This window comes from Amycolatopsis sp. cg13, assembly GCF_041346965.1.
Lineage (GTDB): Bacteria > Actinomycetota > Actinomycetes > Mycobacteriales > Pseudonocardiaceae > Amycolatopsis.
In genome coordinates this window covers 8,805,241-8,821,635 of record NZ_CP166848.1, presented here as the reverse complement: position 1 = coordinate 8,821,635, position 16,395 = coordinate 8,805,241, and the positions used below count along the sequence as shown (strand labels likewise).

The 16,395-nt window shown below is 70.7% G+C and carries 15 protein-coding genes; 5 read left to right on the top strand and 10 right to left on the bottom strand.

What is annotated here, in order from left to right; translation table 11 throughout:
* Positions 1-4 precede the first annotated feature (4 nt).
* Positions 5-1,630, top strand: a complete 1,626-nt coding sequence (locus tag AB5I40_RS41245) for an AMP-binding protein (RefSeq protein ID WP_370935623.1) — start codon at positions 5-7, stop codon at positions 1,628-1,630.
* A 28-nt stretch (positions 1,631-1,658) separates the two neighbouring features.
* The gene (locus AB5I40_RS41240; RefSeq protein ID WP_370935622.1) at positions 1,659-2,135 is read left to right on the top strand and encodes a hypothetical protein; all 477 of its coding nucleotides are present in this window, start codon (positions 1,659-1,661) and stop codon (positions 2,133-2,135) included.
* A 2-nt stretch (positions 2,136-2,137) separates the two neighbouring features.
* Here AB5I40_RS41240 and AB5I40_RS41235 read toward each other — a convergent pair whose 3' ends face one another.
* On the bottom strand, positions 2,138-3,382 hold the full coding sequence (locus tag AB5I40_RS41235; protein ID WP_370935621.1) for an FAD-dependent oxidoreductase: 1,245 nt from the start codon (positions 3,380-3,382) through the stop codon (positions 2,138-2,140).
* Positions 3,383-3,473: 91 nt separating this feature from the next.
* Here AB5I40_RS41235 and AB5I40_RS41230 point away from each other — a divergent pair, with 91 nt between their 5' ends.
* On the top strand, positions 3,474-4,097 hold the full coding sequence (locus tag AB5I40_RS41230) for a TetR/AcrR family transcriptional regulator (RefSeq protein WP_370935620.1): 624 nt from the start codon (positions 3,474-3,476) through the stop codon (positions 4,095-4,097).
* Here the strand turns inward: AB5I40_RS41230 and proB are convergent.
* The 5 genes from proB to AB5I40_RS41205 form a co-directional block, all read right to left on the bottom strand.
* Complete coding sequence (gene proB, locus AB5I40_RS41225; RefSeq protein WP_370935619.1) at positions 4,094-5,200, bottom strand: glutamate 5-kinase; 1,107 nt, start codon at positions 5,198-5,200, stop codon at positions 4,094-4,096. The two genes, AB5I40_RS41230 and proB, sit on opposite strands and share 4 nt — an antisense overlap.
* The gene (gene obgE / locus AB5I40_RS41220) at positions 5,197-6,720 is read right to left on the bottom strand and encodes a GTPase ObgE (RefSeq protein ID WP_370935618.1); all 1,524 of its coding nucleotides are present in this window, start codon (positions 6,718-6,720) and stop codon (positions 5,197-5,199) included. Before obgE ends, proB begins: the two co-directional genes overlap by 4 nt.
* A gap of 124 nt (positions 6,721-6,844) precedes the next feature.
* Positions 6,845-7,102 carry a 50S ribosomal protein L27 gene (gene rpmA, locus AB5I40_RS41215; protein ID WP_009081082.1) on the bottom strand — a complete coding sequence of 86 codons (258 nt, stop codon included), beginning with the start codon at positions 7,100-7,102 and terminating at the stop codon, positions 6,845-6,847.
* Positions 7,103-7,150: 48 nt separating this feature from the next.
* Positions 7,151-7,465 carry a 50S ribosomal protein L21 gene (gene rplU / locus AB5I40_RS41210; protein ID WP_009081084.1) on the bottom strand — a complete coding sequence of 105 codons (315 nt, stop codon included), beginning with the start codon at positions 7,463-7,465 and terminating at the stop codon, positions 7,151-7,153.
* Positions 7,466-7,626: 161 nt separating this feature from the next.
* Positions 7,627-10,935 (bottom strand): translation initiation factor IF-2 N-terminal domain-containing protein, encoded by a 3,309-nt coding sequence (locus tag AB5I40_RS41205; protein WP_370935617.1) that lies wholly within the window; start codon positions 10,933-10,935, stop codon positions 7,627-7,629.
* A 509-nt stretch (positions 10,936-11,444) separates the two neighbouring features.
* Here AB5I40_RS41205 and AB5I40_RS41200 point away from each other — a divergent pair.
* Entirely contained in the window at positions 11,445-12,875 is a 1,431-nt protein-coding gene (locus tag AB5I40_RS41200; RefSeq protein WP_370935616.1) for a S8 family serine peptidase, read from the top strand.
* Between the two features lie 11 nt (positions 12,876-12,886).
* Here AB5I40_RS41200 and AB5I40_RS41195 read toward each other — a convergent pair whose 3' ends face one another.
* From AB5I40_RS41195 to AB5I40_RS41180, 4 genes are read right to left on the bottom strand one after another with little or no spacing between them, the layout of a single operon-like run.
* A complete protein-coding gene (locus tag AB5I40_RS41195; protein WP_370935615.1) occupies positions 12,887-13,726 on the bottom strand; it encodes an ABC transporter permease in 840 nt (279 codons plus the stop codon).
* Positions 13,726-14,529 carry an ABC transporter permease gene (locus tag AB5I40_RS41190; RefSeq protein WP_370935614.1) on the bottom strand — a complete coding sequence of 268 codons (804 nt, stop codon included), beginning with the start codon at positions 14,527-14,529 and terminating at the stop codon, positions 13,726-13,728. The genes AB5I40_RS41195 and AB5I40_RS41190 overlap by 1 nt, the downstream gene beginning before the upstream one ends.
* Complete coding sequence (locus AB5I40_RS41185) at positions 14,529-15,470, bottom strand: ABC transporter ATP-binding protein (protein WP_370935613.1); 942 nt, start codon at positions 15,468-15,470, stop codon at positions 14,529-14,531. The genes AB5I40_RS41190 and AB5I40_RS41185 overlap by 1 nt, the downstream gene beginning before the upstream one ends.
* A 46-nt stretch (positions 15,471-15,516) precedes the next feature.
* Complete coding sequence (locus AB5I40_RS41180) at positions 15,517-15,987, bottom strand: MarR family winged helix-turn-helix transcriptional regulator (RefSeq protein WP_370935612.1); 471 nt, start codon at positions 15,985-15,987, stop codon at positions 15,517-15,519.
* 59 nt (positions 15,988-16,046) lie between these two features.
* On the opposite strand from AB5I40_RS41180, the gene AB5I40_RS41175 reads away from it, so the two are divergent.
* Complete coding sequence (locus AB5I40_RS41175; protein ID WP_370935611.1) at positions 16,047-16,394, top strand: hypothetical protein; 348 nt, start codon at positions 16,047-16,049, stop codon at positions 16,392-16,394.
* Position 16,395 lies beyond the last annotated feature (1 nt).

The window sequence follows — 16,395 nt, the reverse complement described above, 5'->3', positions numbered from 1 at the left end:
CGCCATGCCGTTCGCGACGATCCTCAACGACGAGACGATCGAGGCCCACACCCGCGCCGGGTACTGGGTGAACCGCACCATCACCGACTACCTCGACGACGCCGCCGCGGCCACGCCGGACAAGACCGCGTTCGTCGATTCACAGCGCGGCGTCACCTTCGGCCAGCTGAAACACGAGGTCGACCGGTGCGCGCTCGGGCTGCTGGAACTGGGCGTCCGGCCCGGCGACGTCGTGTCGTTTCAGCTGCCGAACCGGATCGAGTGGATCGTCGTGCACTACGCGGCGAGCCGGATCGGCGCGGTCAGCAACCCGCTCATCCCGATCTACCGGGACCGCGAGGTCGGCTTCATGGTGGCGCTCGCGAAGTCGAAAGTCCTGGTGGTGCCGCGGGAATTCCGCGGTTTCGACTATCCGGCGATGGCGCGGCGGCTCCGTCCGCAGTGGCCGGATCTGGAGCACGTGCTGGTGGTCGGATCGTCCTGGGACGAGTTCGCCGCGACGCACTGGGAAGAGCGGCGGGAACTGCCGTCGTGGCGACCCGATCCCAACGACGTCACGCTGCTGATCTTCACCTCCGGCACCACCGGCGAGCCCAAAGGCGTGATGCACACGCACAACACCGCGATCGCCGCGAACAACCCCCTCCCCGACCGGCTCGGCATCACCTCCGACAGCGTCCTGCACATGGCGTCGACACTCGCGCACCTCACCGGTTTCCTTTACGGCGCAAGGCTCGGCGTGCAGAACGGCGCGACCTGCGTGTTGCAGGACGTGTGGGATGCCGCGCAATTCGTCGAACTGGTCGCCGAACACGGCATCACCTACACCTCCGCCGCCACGCCGTTCCTGCACGACCTGCTGTCCGCGCCGAACCTCGCCGAGCACGATCTCCAGTCCCTGCAACGGTTTTGCTGCATGGGCGCGCCGATCCCCCGGGCGCTCGTGCGGGAAGCGCGACGGAAACTGCCCGGTCTCGTCGTGCTCGGCGGCTGGGGGCAGAGCGAGGACGCGCTGGTCACGCTCGGCATCCCGGGCGATCCGGACGACAAGCTGATCGACACCGACGGCTGTCCCTGGCCGGGGATGCGGATCCGGGTTGTCGACGCAGACGGCACCGAGTTGCCGCCGGGCGCCGAAGGCCGGCTGCAGGTCGCCGGGCCGTTCCTGTTCGTCGGCTACGCGGAACGGCTCGAGCTGGCCCGCGAGAGTTTCACCGGCGACTGGTTCGACACCGGCGATCTCGCGGCCATCGACGCCGACGGGTACCTCCGCATCGCGGGCCGGACCAAGGACGTGATCATCCGCGGCGGAGAGAACATCCCGGTCGCGTACGTGGAGAACGTCCTTTACGAACACCCGGACGTCGAAGCGGTCGCCGTGGTCGCGGTTCCCGATCCACGCCTGCAGGAACGCGCGTGCGCCTGTCTCGTCCTCAAGCCTGCCGCACACCTCGACCTGGAGAAGCTGCGCGGCTTTCTCTCGGAGAAGGGCGTCGCCAAGCAGTACTGGCCGGAGCGCGTGGAGCTGTTTCCGGAACTCCCCCGGACCGCCAGCGGCAAAATCCAGAAGTTCCAGCTCCGTGCGCTGGTGGAAGAGCAGAGCGGGACCGGTCCCGAGCCGCCTCAGTAGCTTCGGGCGCGAGAGAGGGGAGAATCTCGTGTCCCGCAACGATCCCGACTTCGCCCGCGCCCTCGCGCTGGTCGACGAAGCGCTGGCCCGGCTGCGCCGCCCGATCCGCCGCGAGCGATGGCGGCTGCGCTGGGAGCAGTGGCGCCGGCGGCCGTACTACCGGTTCGAACCGGACGGCAAGAAACCGCAGCTCGTGCACCTGGCCGGACTCCGCGTCACTCCACTCTGGACGACCGTCGGCACCGGGGTCTCCGACGTCGACGTGCGGTATCCGGTGACCGCGCGCCGCCGGTTCACGATCGGGTGGCGCTGGCTCGTGCAGCACGACTACGACGAGTACCGCGTGCCGATCTCGCTGGTCGCCGACGCCAGCGGCCAAGCGGTGCTGATCGCGCCGGGCGGCCGGACGTTCACCGCGGACGAGACCGGCTGGCACTCCCTGGCCGCGCTCCTGTACACGGAGTACGCCATGCCGCCCGGCGGGCGCTGGTACGGCGCGGGCTGACCTCAGCCGCGCAGTTTCCGCCGCAGCGACAGACCCGCCCCCATAGCGGCCATCGACGCGCGCATCGTGCTGCGGCTGAATCGGCTTTCGGTCACGAACTGCTCGGCACTGCGCAGCGAACCGCGGACTTGTGGGTACGCGTACTTCCGCATCTGCCGTTCGTAGTCGGCGACCGCGGCCGTCACGTCGCCGCCGCGGGAAAGGGTGCGGCACAACACTTGCGCGTCGCGGAGGGCGATGTTCGCGCCGATGCCGCGGAACGGGGTCATGCTGTGCACGGCGTCGCCGAGCAGGGTGACCGGGCCGGTCTCCCACTCGCGGACCGGCACCGACGTGCGGATCGGCAGCATGGCCACGGTGGCGTCCAGCGATCCGGCCACCAATCGGCTGAAACCCGGGTGCCAGTCGCGGATCCGTTCCAGCATCAGCGAACGGAGCGCGGGAGGGTCCAGTTCGGCGAGGTCGGCCGGGAAACGCTCGGCTTTCGCGCCGTAGGACCACATCACGTAGCTGCTGGTGTTGTCGAACAGGACCGGGTCGACGGTCGCGGTCTCGTCGTTGACCGACGCCGCCGAGAACTCGTGCGGCGCGGTGAACATCCCGCTGCCCGCCGGCGGCAGCACGTACGTCGGAGCGGTCGCCAACCGCTCCGGGAGCAGCGCACGGGACTCGTCGGTCAACGGGAACTTGCCGATCACGGTGCGGATCCCGGTGTCCACCCGCTTCGCGTGCGGCAGCAGCTGCGCGCGGACCCGGGAATTCGCTCCGTCCGCGCCGATCACCAAATCCGCCTCGGCGGTGGTGCCGTCCGCGAAGTGCAGGCCGACCCCCTTCGGACCGGTCTCGTACCGCACGAATTCCTTGTCGTACCACAGGATGCCGTCCAATCCGGACGACAGCACCTGATGCATCGAGATCCGGCTCGCCGAATGGTGCGCGGCAGCCGGATCCTCGCTCGGCGGAGCATCGAGGACCGCCAGTTCGCGCATCTGCTCGGTGACGAAGCCGAACACGCCCTTGCTTTCCCCCGTCGTCGCGAGGAACTGCTCCCACGCCGCCGTCGGAAGGCACTCGTGCAGCGCGGCGGAGCCCATCGGCGCGATGTGGACGCGGTAGCCCTGCAGGCGATCGGCCCGGGTGCGGCTGCGCTCGTACACCGCCACCTCGATGCCGGCCCGCGACAGGCCGTGCGCCAGGCACAACCCGCCGGTGCCGCCGCCGACTACCGCCACCTTGATCTTGTTCACGGTCATCCCCTCTCGGTCTCGTTCCATAATTATCCACGCGGATGATTGTGTCAACCTTCAGGATGATTAACGCGTCGGTTAGGCTGCCGAGGTGTCCGAGACCACCCCGCGCCGCGCGCCGCGCCCCGGCGAGCGCCAGCGCGATCCCGAACGCACGAAGGCCCGCATTTTCGAGGCGGCGAAGGCCGAATTCGGCAGCAAGGGATACGCGGCCGCGCGGGTCAGCGACATCGCGCAGCGCGCGGGCGTGAACAAGCAGCTGATCTCGTACTACTTCGGCGGCAAGGAAGGCCTGTACGCCGAGGTCGCGAGCGAACCGTTCGCCGGGTTCGCCGCGATGACCACGACCGACCGGCCGCTCGCGGACGTGCTCGAGGACTTCGCCAAGGGCGGCCTCGCCGACCAGGACCAGGCGCGGCTGTTCCTGCGGGAGAACATGGCCGAGGGCACGCCGAACGAGGCGGGCGCGGAGTCTCAGCGCGAGTTCCTGCGGGGGCAGCTCAAGTACATGCGGGCGCGGCAGGAGGCGGGCGATTTCCCGGCCGATGTGGACCCGAAGACGTTCCTGCTGATGCTGATGGCGGCGGCCAGCGCGCCGATGTCGCTGCCCCGGGTCGCGGAAGCGCTGACCGGAGAGGATCCGGCGTCAGAGTCCTTTGTGGAGTATTACGCGGAGCAGCTCGCGCGCGTGGCGCGGCATCTCGGGGGTTCTTAGCGGCGCAGCGGGACGAGGTCGTCCGCGTGCACGACCTCCCGCCGGTGCTCCACCGGAACCTCATGACTCGACCGCCCGATCAACGCGGGCAACTCCCCCGCGTCGAAACCGACCACACCACGCGCCACCGGGACATCCGCCGAATCCACCAGATCGACCACGTCACCGGCCTCGAAATCCCCGTCCAGGCCGGTGATTCCCGCCGCCAGCAGCGAACGGCGGCGCAGGATCGCCCGCACCGCACCGTCGTCCAGGCGGAGGCGGCCGGAAGTGTCGGCCGCGTAGCCGAGCCAGAAGCGGCGGGCGGACAGACGGGTGTCGGCGGGCGCGAAGGCAGTGCCGACGTTCGCGGCGCGCAGCGCGTCTCCGGCGTCGGCCGCAGCGGCCAACAGCACGGGGATTCCGGCACCGGCCGCAGTACGCGCCGCGGAAAGTTTCGAGACCATGCCGCCGGTGCCCAGGCCCGAGGACGACATCCCGACCGCGATGCCCTCCACATCGGACTCGCCGCGCACCTCGGTGATCTTGCGGGTCGCACCGTCGCGCGGGTCGCCGTCGTACAGACCGTCCACATCGGACAGCAGGACCAGTGCGTCGGCGCCGACGAGGTGCGCCACCAGAGCGGCGAGCCGGTCGTTGTCGCCGAAGCGGATCTCTTGCGTGGCAACGGTGTCGTTCTCGTTCACGACCGGCACCGCGCCGAGCGCGAGCAGGCGGGAGAACGTGCGTTGCGCGTTGCGGTAGTGCGCGCGGCGGACGACGTCGTCCGAGGTGAGCAGCACCTGGCCGACGGTCAGCGAGTAGCGGCCGAACGATTCCGCGTACGCGTGCGCCAGCGCGAGCTGCCCGACGCTCGCCGCGGCCTGCTGCGTCGCCAGGTCACCCGGACGCTTGCCCAGCTTCAACGGCGCGAGCCCGGCCCCGATCGCACCCGACGACACGAGCACGATCTGCGCGTCACGGGCAACGCGGTCCGCGATGGCGTCGACCAGTGCGTCGAGGCGAGCGACGTCGAGGCCGCTGCCCGCGGTGGTCAGCGCCGAGGAACCGATCTTCACGACCAGCCGGCGGGCTTCCGCGATCTCGTGGCGCGTGCCGCTCACCGGTCGCGCTCCGCCTGCTCCTCGTCGTCCCACACGCCGTCCAGTTCGGAGTCGACGGACGGGGTGGTTTCCTCTTCGGCCAGCTCTTCTTCCTCACCGGTGCCGTCGCGGCGGATCCGGCGGGCTTCCTTGCGCTCGGACGCGCCGACGCGGTCGGTGCGCTCCAGCCGGACATCCGTGCCGCGGCCGGACAGGTGCACCGCGACACCCGGCGTCGAGGGCTGCCATTCGAACTGGATGTCGCCGATGGTGACCGGGCTGCCCGGGCGGGCACCGTTCTTCGCGAGCGCTTCCTCGACGCCGAGCCGGTTGAGCCGGTCCGCGAGGTAGCCGACGGCCTCGTCGTTGGCGAAGTTCGTCTGCCGGATCCAGCGTTCCGGGCGCGAGCCGCGGACGATGAACCCGCCTTCTTCCTCGGGATCGCGTTCGACGGTGAATCCGCTGTCGTCGACCGCGAGCGGGTGCAGCACGATCTTCTCCGGCTCCAGCACCGGCTGCGCCTCGCGGTAGGCCTCGACGACCTCCGCCAGCGCGAAGCTCAGCTCCTTCAAGCCCTTGCGCGACGCGGTGGACACCTCGAACACGCGCAGCCCCCGAGCCTCCAGCTCAGGACGCACGAACTCGGCCAGCTCGGCCGCTTCCGGGATGTCGATCTTGTTCAGCACCACCACGCGCGGGCGTTCCTCGAGCTTGCCGCCCAGGCCCGGCGTGTAGCGGGCCAGCTCCTCCTCGAGAGCGTCCACATCGGACAGCGGATCGCGGCCCGGCTCCAGCGTCGCGCAGTCGACCACGTGCACCAGCACGGCGCAGCGTTCGATGTGGCGCAGGAAGTCCAGGCCGAGGCCGCGTCCCTCGGACGCGCCCGGGATCAGGCCCGGCACGTCCGCCATCGTGAACACCGACGAACCTGCGGTGATGACGCCGAGGTTCGGCACGAGCGTGGTGAACGGGTAGTCGGCGATCTTCGGCTTCGCCGCGGACAGCACCGAGATCAGCGACGACTTGCCCGCGGACGGGAAGCCGAGCAGGCCGACGTCGGCGACCGACCGCAGCTCCAGCACGAGGTTGCGGCTCTCGCCCGGCTCGCCGAGCAATGCGAACCCCGGTGCCTTGCGGGCCTTCGACGACAGCGCGGCGTTGCCGAGCCCGCCGCGGCCGCCCTGCGCGGCGATGAACCGGGTGCCGGGGTTGGTGAGGTCGGCGACGAGTTCGCCGTCCTCGGTGAACACCACGGTGCCCGGCGGGACCTTCATCTCCAGGCCCTCGCCGGCGGCGCCGTTGCGGTTGCTGCCCATGCCCATTTTGCCGTTGCCCGCGCGGGCGTGCGGGCGGAAGTGGAAGTCGAGCAGGGTGTGCACGTTGGCGTCGACGATGAGCGTGACGTCACCGCCGTTGCCGCCGTTGCCGCCGTCCGGGCCGCCGAGCGGCTTGAACTTCTCGCGGTGCACCGAGGCACAGCCGTTTCCCCCGTCCCCGGCGGTCAGATGGATGACCGCGCGGTCCACGAACCGGGACGCCATGGGCTTGCCTCACTTCACGTGCGATGGTGCGAAAAAGTATCCGGACAAAAACGAACGAGGGGTGGCACCGGAGTATTCCGGCCCCACCCCTCGTTCGGAGGTTCTTATGCGACGAAGCCGAAAATCAGGCTTCGACTGGCACGATGTTGACCGTCTTGCGGCCGCGCTTCGAGCCGAACTCGACCGCACCGGCGGCGAGCGCGAACAGCGTGTCGTCGCCGCCACGGCCGACGTTCACGCCGGGGTGGAACTTGGTGCCCCGCTGGCGGATCAGGATCTCGCCCGCGTTCACCTCCTGGCCGCCGAAGCGCTTCACACCCAGTCGCTGGGCGTTCGAATCACGACCGTTGCGGGAGCTGGACGCACCCTTCTTGTGAGCCATCGCTCAAGCCCCTTCCAGGAAAAGTTTCAGTCTCGAAAGTTCGAAGAACTACTTGGAGATGCCGGTGACCTCGACGCGGGTCAGCTTCTGCCGGTGACCCTGGCGCTTGTGGTAGCCGGTCTTGTTCTTGAACTTGTGGATCCGGATCTTCGGACCCTTGGTCTGCTCGACGACCTTGCCGGTGACCGAGACCTTCGCCAACGCGTCGGCGTCCGTGGTGACCTCGCCACCGTCCACGAACAGCACGGCGGGGAAGGTGTGCTCGGTGCCCGGCTCGCCCTCGAGCTTCTCGACCTCGACGACGTCGCCAACGGCAACCTTGTACTGCTTGCCGCCGGTCTTGACGATCGCGTACGCCGACACGGATGTCTCCTGCATTACTCGACAATGGGTTAGGGGGCTGGCGCGGCCGGCCCGCCCGAAGACGGTCCAGGTGCTCGCGCAGCAACTCATGCTTGCGATGAGCCGTACTACAGGTTACGGGAGGCCCCGGGCGCTGCTGCACCCGGGGTACCCGTGGTGGATCAACTCTGGTCCGAAGCCTTCACCGGCGGCCCCGCCGGACGCGAAGCGGCGCGGCGCGGACGGCGCCGGGTGCTCCGCACGGCCGGGGCCGGGACGTCGACCTCGGGTTCTTCTCCCGCGTCCGCCTCGGCGGCCTCGGGCTGCTGGGGTTCCGCCTCCGGCGCGGCCTGCGCGGCGGCGGGCTCCGGCTGCTGGACGGCGGCCGGGGCCTCCGTCTTGTCCTCGGCCTTCTCGGTCGCGGTGTCCTGCTCGGACGGCTTGACCGGCTCGTGGGCCTTCGCCTCCGCAGTGTCCGCCGAGCCTTCCGGACCGTGGTGCTCGTGCTTCGCCTTGGACGCGTTGGCCATGGCCTGCACCGCCGACACCACGGACTCGCGCTGCACCGGCGTCGGAGCCGGGGCGGCCTGCTCGGCCTTGGGCTCGTGGTGCTGCTGCTCCTCGCCCTTGCCGCGGCCGCGGGAGCGCCGGGAGCTCTTGGTGTCGCCGCCGTGGCTGTGGCCGTTGTTGCCGTTGTGCCCGTTCCCGTTGCCGCCGCCCGCGGTGCGCTGCGGTTCGGTGGACACGACGACGCCGCGGCCCTTGCAGTGCTCGCACGGCGTGGAGAACGCCTCGAGCAGCCCGGTGCCGATCTTCTTGCGCGTCATCTGCACGAGGCCCAGCGACGTGACCTCGGCCACCTGGTGGCGCGTGCGGTCGCGGCCGAGGCATTCGGTGAGCCTGCGCAGCACCAGCTCGCGGTTGGACTCGAGCACCATGTCGATGAAGTCGATGACGATGATGCCGCCGATGTCCCGCAGCCGCAGCTGGCGGACGATCTCCTCCGCCGACTCCAGGTTGTTGCGGGTCACCGTCTCCTCGAGGTTGCCGCCCGAGCCGGTGAACTTGCCGGTGTTGACGTCGATGACGGTCATCGCCTCGGTGCGGTCGATGACCAGGTAGCCGCCCGAGGGCAGCCAGACCTTGCGGTCGAGCGCCTTCGTGATCTGCTCGTCGATCCGGTGGTCGGCGAACGCGTCGCCGGTGCCGGTGTAGCGCTTGAGGCGGTCGGCGAGGTCGGGCGCGACGTGCTGCACGTAGTCGTTGATGGTGTCCCACGGCCTGCTGCCCTGGACCTCCAGCTTGGCGAAGTCCTCGGTGAAGAGGTCGCGCACGACCTTGACCAGCAGGTCCGGCTCTTCGTAGAGCATGGTCGGCGCGTTGCCCTTTTTGCCGGAAGCGGCGGCGGCCTTCTCCTTGATGACGTCCCACTGCGCCTTGAGGCGGTCGACGTCGCGGCCCAGCTCCTCCTCGCCGATGCCCTCCGACGCGGTGCGGATGATGACGCCCGCGTCCTCCGGGACGATCCGCTTGAGGATGTCCTTGAGCCTGCGGCGCTCGTTCTCCGGCAGCTTGCGGGAGATGCCGGTGGCCCCGCCCGCCGGGACGTAGACGAGGAAGCGCCCGGGGAGCGAGATCTGCGTGGTCAGCCGGGCGCCCTTGTGCCCGACCGGGTCCTTGGTGACCTGCACCAGGACGCTGTCGCCGGTGGACAGCGCCTGCTCGATCTTGCGCGCCTTGCCCTCCAGCCCGGCCGAATCCCAGTCGACCTCGCCGGCGTAGAGCACGGCGTTGCGGCCGCGGCCGATGTCGATGAACGCGGCCTCCATGCTGGGCAGCACGTTCTGGACGCGGCCGAGGTAGACGTTGCCGACGATCGAGCCGGTGCCCGACGACGTCAGGAAGTGCTCGACCAGCACGCCGTCCTCGAGCACGGCGATCTGCGTGGAGTCTCCCTTCTCGGAGACGACCATGGTGCGCTCGACCGATTCGCGGCGGGCCAGGAACTCGGCCTCGGACAGGATCGGGGCGCGGCGGCGGCCCGCCTCGCGGCCGTCGCGGCGGCGCTGGCGCTTGGCCTCCAGCCGCGTGGAGCCGCGGACGCTGCGCACCTCGTCGCGCGCCGGGCGCTCGGTCTCGGCGGCCTTGGCCTGGCGGACGTGCGTGACGGTGTTCGGCGGGTCGTCTCCGCCGGCGGCCTCGGCCCCGTCCTCGTCCCCGCCCTTGCGACGGCGGCGACGGCGGCGGCGCTTGCTGCCGCTGTCGGACTCGGCGTCGTCGTCGGACTCCGCTTCGGCTTCGCCCGCCTCGTCCGGCTTCTCGGTCTTGTCCTTGCTGTCTTTGCCGTCCTTGCTGTCCTTGGCCTGCTGGTCGTGCTGGCCCTCGGAGGTTTCGTCCTCGTTCTCGGACTGGGCCTCGTCGCCGCCCTTGCCCCGGCCGCGGCCACGACGGCCGCGACGGCGCCGACGACGGCCGCTCGCGTCGTCGCCGTCCTCGTCGGAACGCTCGTCGCGGGCCTCGTCGGTGGTTTCTTCTTCAGCGGTGTCGGCGGCGCGCTCGGCCCGTCCGGGACGCTCCGGACGCTCGGTCTGCGCGGGCGCCTCGCCGACGCCGAACACCGGCTCGGGCTTGGTGCGCGACTGCTGCGCGGGCTCCGGCGGCAGGAAGACCGGCGACGGCGCGGCGAAGACCGGCACGTGCACGGGGCCGCGGGCCGGGGTGGCCTGCTCGGTTTCCTGCTGCTCGGCCGGGATCGCGGGCGCGACGGCCCGGCGGGCGCGACGGGTGCGGCTGCGGGCGGGCTTCTCGCTCTCCTGAGCGGACTCCTGCTCGGCTTCCTGGCCGGTTTCCGCGGCGGCGGTCCCGGCGGAGAACGGGCGGGCCGACCAGCTACCGGTTCCCTGGTCCGCGGCGGTTTCCGGGGAAGAGCCAGTGCCCTGCGCCGGGGCGGACTCCGCAGCGGCGTCCGTGGAGGCGACGTCCTGCGCGGCGGACGAGGCGGCGACGTCCTTCGCGGCGGAGGCTTCGGGGGCGGCCTCGCCGTCCTGGGCTCCGGCGGTCGCCTGGCCGCCGGACTGCTCGACGGCTTCGGTTCCGGCAGCGGCCTCCGGGGCGGACCCGGCGGTGCTCGCGGCCTGCTCGGCGTCGCTTCCGGCGACGGCCGCGGCGGTGGCGTCCTGGGCGGCCTCGGCGGTCGCGCTCTGCTCGGCCGCGCCGGATGCGTCCTGGGCGGAGCCGCCGGACTCGGTGGCGGTCTCCGCGTCGAGGATCACCGCCACGCGGTGCGCGACCTCCTTGGTCACGCTCGACTGGGCGCTGCGGGGGCTCTCCCCCAGCTCGGCGAGCTTGCCGAGCAGGTCGCGGCTGCTCAGGCCGAGCAGCTTGGCCAGCGCGTGCACGCGGATGCGCGGCGGCAGCTCGCCCAGCCTGCTGGTCGTGGGTGCGACGGTATTCCCGCCGGTCTGATCGGCGGGTGTGTCCGCGTTCGACATATGTCTCCTCCGCCCCCGGGCGCGTCAGCCGGTTCGCACCGGTGGTGACGCGGCCGCGCAGGGGCCCTTTCTGTTCCGTGCCCGCCGTGGTGGTGACCAGCGGCGGGAATCCTGCTGGCAGCCGTGCGGTCCGCCGGTCGGCGGCCGCTCGGTTCCTGGTCTGCTCGGCGGGGTGCCGGCCTGCTCGCGACCCCCGGGCCACCCGCCACGACATCGACCTTGGCCCGGCCTCCCGGGGGCGACGCGCGTGGTGCCGGTCCGGCACTCCTCCGGGCCGCTCACGACGCGGGCGGGATGCCCGTCGGCGCAGCGGCCAACGCGAGTATCCCACACCCGGGGGGACACCCGGTGTAGTCGGTGTCCCGCGGCAGGCGCCCGGGCGTGCCGCGATCATGCACTCGGGCGAACTTCCGCGCTTCGCTTGTCGCGCCGGGCCGGGGGTGGTTAGCGTGCGGGCTCGGGCGCTCGCGCGGGCGCCCGGCATAGCCCCGCGCGTGGTGGGAGGTCCGGTGTCTGTGCTGGCGCGGCCGCTGCGGGCGGCCGTGTGCTCCCTCCTGGTCCTCGCCGGATGCGCCGCGGTCTCTCCGCAGGCCGTCGCGAGTCCCGGATGCGTTCCCGGCGGGCGGGCGGTGCGCTACGTCGTCGCGTTCGACCGGGGAACCCCGGAATCTTCCGCCCGCCAGCAGGCGAGCGCGGCCTGCGGGCAGGTCGCCGGCTACTACCCGCAGATTTCCGTGGCGGTCGTCACGTCATCCGATCGGGCGTTCGCGGACCGCCTCGGCCCGGAGCGGACGTTCAGCGCGCAAGCCACCCGGACGGCCGCCGAACAGCCGGGCACCGCCGCGCAGCCCGCGCGCGCCGCGCTCCCGCTCAGCGACCCGGCGCGAGTTCCTTCCGCGGACCTGTCCGCGCAGCAGTGGGACATGGACTTGATCGGCGCTCCGGCCGCGCACCAGGTGACCGGCGGCAGCCGCTCGGTGGTCGTCGGCGTTCTGGACTCCGGTGTCGACCCGAAGCACCCCGACCTCGCCGCCGCGATGGACCCGGACGATTCGGCGGGCTGTCTCACCGGCGTCCCGGACCCGAGCCCGGCCGCGTGGCAGCCGACGACCTCCGCGCACGGCACGCACGTCGCGGGCATCATCGCTGCGGCCGACGACGGCAAAGGCATCACGGGAGTCGCGCCGGGCGTGCGAATCGCGTCGGTGAAGGTCATCGACGACCGCGGTTACGCCGATCCCGAGGCGGCGGTCTGCGGGATCATGTGGTCGGCGGCGCGGCATCTGCCGATCGCCAACAGCAGCTGGTTCGTGAACCCGTGGTCCCTGTCGTGCGTGCGCGGCAACGACCGCGGCGTGGTGCACGAGGTGCTGGCGCGAGCTGTCGAATACGCGACTTCGCAGGGCACTTTGAACGTCGCCGCCGCGACCAACGAGGCGGTCGGCCTCACCCCGTCGGCCCATTCGGGTTCGCCTTCGGCCGCAGGGAAGTGCGAGGCGTTGCCGGCCGGGCTGCGGGACGTGGTGACGGCGTCGGCGATCAGCCAGGACCGGGTGAAGTCGGGCTACAGCTCGTACGGGCTCGGTGTGGTCGATGTCACTGCCCCGGGCGGGGACGACGACCGGTGCGTGGTTTCGACCGTCCCTGGCGGGTACGCGCCGATGTGCGGGACGTCGATGGCCGCGCCGCACGTCGCCGGAGTGCTGGCGTTGCTCAAGTCGGTGCATCCCACGTGGTCGGCCGCGGAACTGCGCCGCGCGCTCGACTCCCGCGCGACGCCGATGCCGTGCCCGGACAACTACGACCTGACCGGCGACGGCGTCCAGGACGCCTACTGCTCCGGTTACGACGGATACAACGGCTTCTACGGCCACGGTCTCGTCGACGCCCGCTCCGCGGTCGCTCCCGCGCCGGTCGGCGGGCCCAGCCCGGCCCGCTGACCGCCTCCGTTTTAGGTCAGCAGCAGTTTCGCGATCCTCCTTGTCGCGCCCCAGATCCCGATCGCGGCGAGCACCAGCAGATACGCCAGGTTGCCGAGCATGCTCCAGGAGAAGATGCCGGTGGAAAGCCCGCGCATCAGCTCGACCCCGTGGTACAGCGGGAAGCAGCGGACCAGCCACTGCAGCGCCTCCGGGTAGACCGTGATCGGGAAGAACGTGGTGGAGAACAGGAACATCGGCATCAGGACGAGCTGGATGTAGTCGAACTGGGACGTCGACTTCAGGAAACTGACCAGCGTGATGCTGATGGCCGCGAACGCGAACGACACGAGCAGCGCGGCGGGCAGGAGCAGCAGCGCCCACCACGACGTGAGCAGCCCCATCACTCCGGCGACTGCCAGGAACGCGACCGAATAGAGCCCGCCGCGCATCACCGCCCACGCGATTTCGCCGAGCGCGACGTCGAGCGGGCCGACTGGGGTGGCCAGCATCGCGTCGTATGTCTTGGCGTAGCGCAGTTTGAAGAACAGGTTGTACGTGCACTCGAAGACCGCGCCGTTCATCGCCGACGACGCCAGCAGCGCGGGCGCGACGAACGCGACGTAACTCATCGGCTGCCCGTCCGGCCCGGGCACGGTGGTGACCAGCTTGCCGAAACCGACCTGGAACGCGAGCAGATAGAACAACGGCTCGAGCGCGCCGGACACGAGGATCCCCCACGACCGTCCGTAGACGGTGAGCGCGCGTTCGATCAGCGCGGTCGCGCGGCCGCTGTACATGCCCGAGGGCAGGACGCGGAGCAGAATTCCGCGCCGCTGCGGGAGAATCGGGGCGTTTTGCAGGTTGGTCATCACGCCACCAGCCGTCGGTAGAAGCCGCGGTGCGCGATCGCCCAGCCGATCGCGACCAGCACCGCCAGATACGCGAGGTGCCCGAGCATCGGGAGCAGCTCGCGCCCGCCGAGCGTGACGGCGCGGGACAGCTCGGTTCCGTGCCACAGCGGGGAAATCCAGGCGAGCCAGCGCAGGTACGGCGGCAACTGGGTGATCGGGAAGAACGTGCCGGAGAACAAGGTCATCGGGATGACCACGAACCGGAAGATCAGCCCGAACCGCTGTCCCTCGTCGAAGGTCCACGCCGCCAGCGCGGCGATCAGCGATCCGCAGGCGAGCCCGGTGAGGACGCCGACGAGGATCACCAGCAGCGCCCCCGCGTTGTCCCACGCGCCGAACAGCCACGCGACGAGCGCGTAGACCGCGCCGGAAAGGGCGAGCCGCAGAATGGTCCAGATCTGATGCCCGCCGAGAACCTGGCCTGGCGACACCGGTGTCGCGGTGACCGCCAGATAGTCCTTCTGCCATTTGAATCCGCTGAGCACCGGATAACTCGACTCGCTGACGCCCTGCTGCGCCGCACCGGCGACGAGCAGCGCCGGGGCGACGTAGGCGAGGTACGAGACTCCGCCGGTCGCCGGACCGGCCTTGACCTGCGAGCCGAAGCCGAGCCCCATCGCGGCGAGGAACAGCACCGGTTGCAGGCCGGTGGAGTAGAGCGTGCTGAGCCAATGTCTGCGGTACCAGGTCCAGTAGCCCTCGACGCGCAGCCAGGCGCCGTGGAACCGGCCGACGACGCGGCCGGTGGCGGGAGCGGTCATCAGTCCACCAACGTCCGGCCGGTGAGGCGGAGGAACACGTCTTCGAGGGAACTGCGCCGCACCAGGCTCGACAGCGGACGCAGGCCGCGCTCGTGGGCTCGTTCCAGGGTGGCCTCGCCGGTCATCGTGTAGAGCAGCACCCGGTCCGGGAGGACTTCGACGCGTTCGGCCAGCCCGTCGAGCCGGTTCGCCGCGTCCTGCTGCTCCCCCGGCGCGAACCGCAGCTCGACGACTTCGCGGGTGGAATGCCGGGCGATCAGGTCGGCGGGCGAGCCTTCCGCGGCGATCCGGCCGCCGTCCATGACGACCAGCCTGTCGCAGAGTTGTTCTGCTTCATCCATGTAATGGGTCGTGACGATCAGCGTGGTACCGCGCGCTTTGAGCCGGAAAAGCCGGTCCCACAACAGATGCCGCGCTTGCGGGTCGAGGCCGGTGGTCGGTTCGTCGAGCAGGAGCAGTTCCGGGTCGTTGACCAGGGACCGGGCGATGGTGAGCCGCCGCTTCATGCCACCGGACAGGGAATCGACCGGTTTCTCGGCGCGGTCGGACAGCTGCGCGAACTCCATCAGCTCGATGGCTTTCTGCCGCACGTGCGCGCGGGAAAGACCGAAATAGCGGCCGTAAACGTGGAGGTTCTGCCGGACGGTCAGCTCCACGTCGAGGTTGTCCTCCTGCGGCACCACGCCCAGGCGCGCGCGGATCCGCGGCCCGTCCACGTCCGGGTCCATGCCGAGGACGCGCAGATCGCCGTCGCTGCGCGGGGACACGCACGCGATCATCCGCATCGTCGACGACTTCCCGGCGCCGTTGGGCCCGAGGAAGCCGAATGCCTCCCCCGGCCGCACCTCGACGTCGATGCCGCGGACTGCCTCGAATTCCCCGAACCGTTTGACCAGCGCCTTCGCTTGCACGAGCGCTGGTTCCGATGCCGACTCTCCCACGAGAACGACAGTAGAGGGAGGGACCGACAATTCTCGACCTGTTTCCTCAGCCCCCGAGCGACTCGAGCGCTTCGATGGCCCGCCACAACGTTTCCCGGCAGCGATCCAGTTCCTCGCGCCCGACCTCGTCAGCCATCCGCGATTCCAGCACGCGAACCGCTTCCGCCGCCGCTTCAGCCAACGCTCGCCCCGCGCCAGTGAAATCGACGAGTTTCGCCCGGGCATCGGCAGGATCGTCGCGGCGAGCGAGATAGCCCCACGCGACGAGTTCGTCGATCACCGGCCCGGTCGTCTGTTTGGTGGTCCCCAGAAGCCGGGCGACGGCGACCGCTCGGGCCGGTCCGTTCTCCAGCGACGCGAACACCCGCAGATGGACCGCGCGGATCCGGGCGTCCCGCTTCTGCACTTCGGCGAGCACTCCGGCGGTCACCGCTTGAGCAAGCCGCCTGGCCAGCGCGCCGAGGCGCGCCGAGCCGGTCAGCGCGACGAGGGCGGGCGGGTCCTGCGGGGTTGACACACCAGTCAGGCTACCTTACCTTTTTTAGTCAGGTTACCTGACCGTTTGGAGGCACGGCTGTGCTGCTCTCCCCCGAGGCTTCGCAGAGCCGTTCCCGGCTGCTCGGCTCGATCCTCGCCTTGTCGGCGGTAACCCACGTGAGCCAGCTGGCCGTCTACGGAACCGGTTCGGACACGGTCGGATCAGCGGCCTTCGGGGTCCTTTACGCGGCCATCGCGGCCGGGGTGTTCCGGCAAGCGCGGCCCGCCTTCCTCGCGGCCGCGATCTTCCCCGCGATCGGCGGGCTGCTCGGGCTCTACCGGCTGGTCGCCGTCCATCCCAACCCGTTCAGCGTGTTCCACCCGATCCTCGACGTCGTGATCGTCCCGCTCGCGATCAGCCTGTGGCGCAGCACCGCGCGGAAATAGC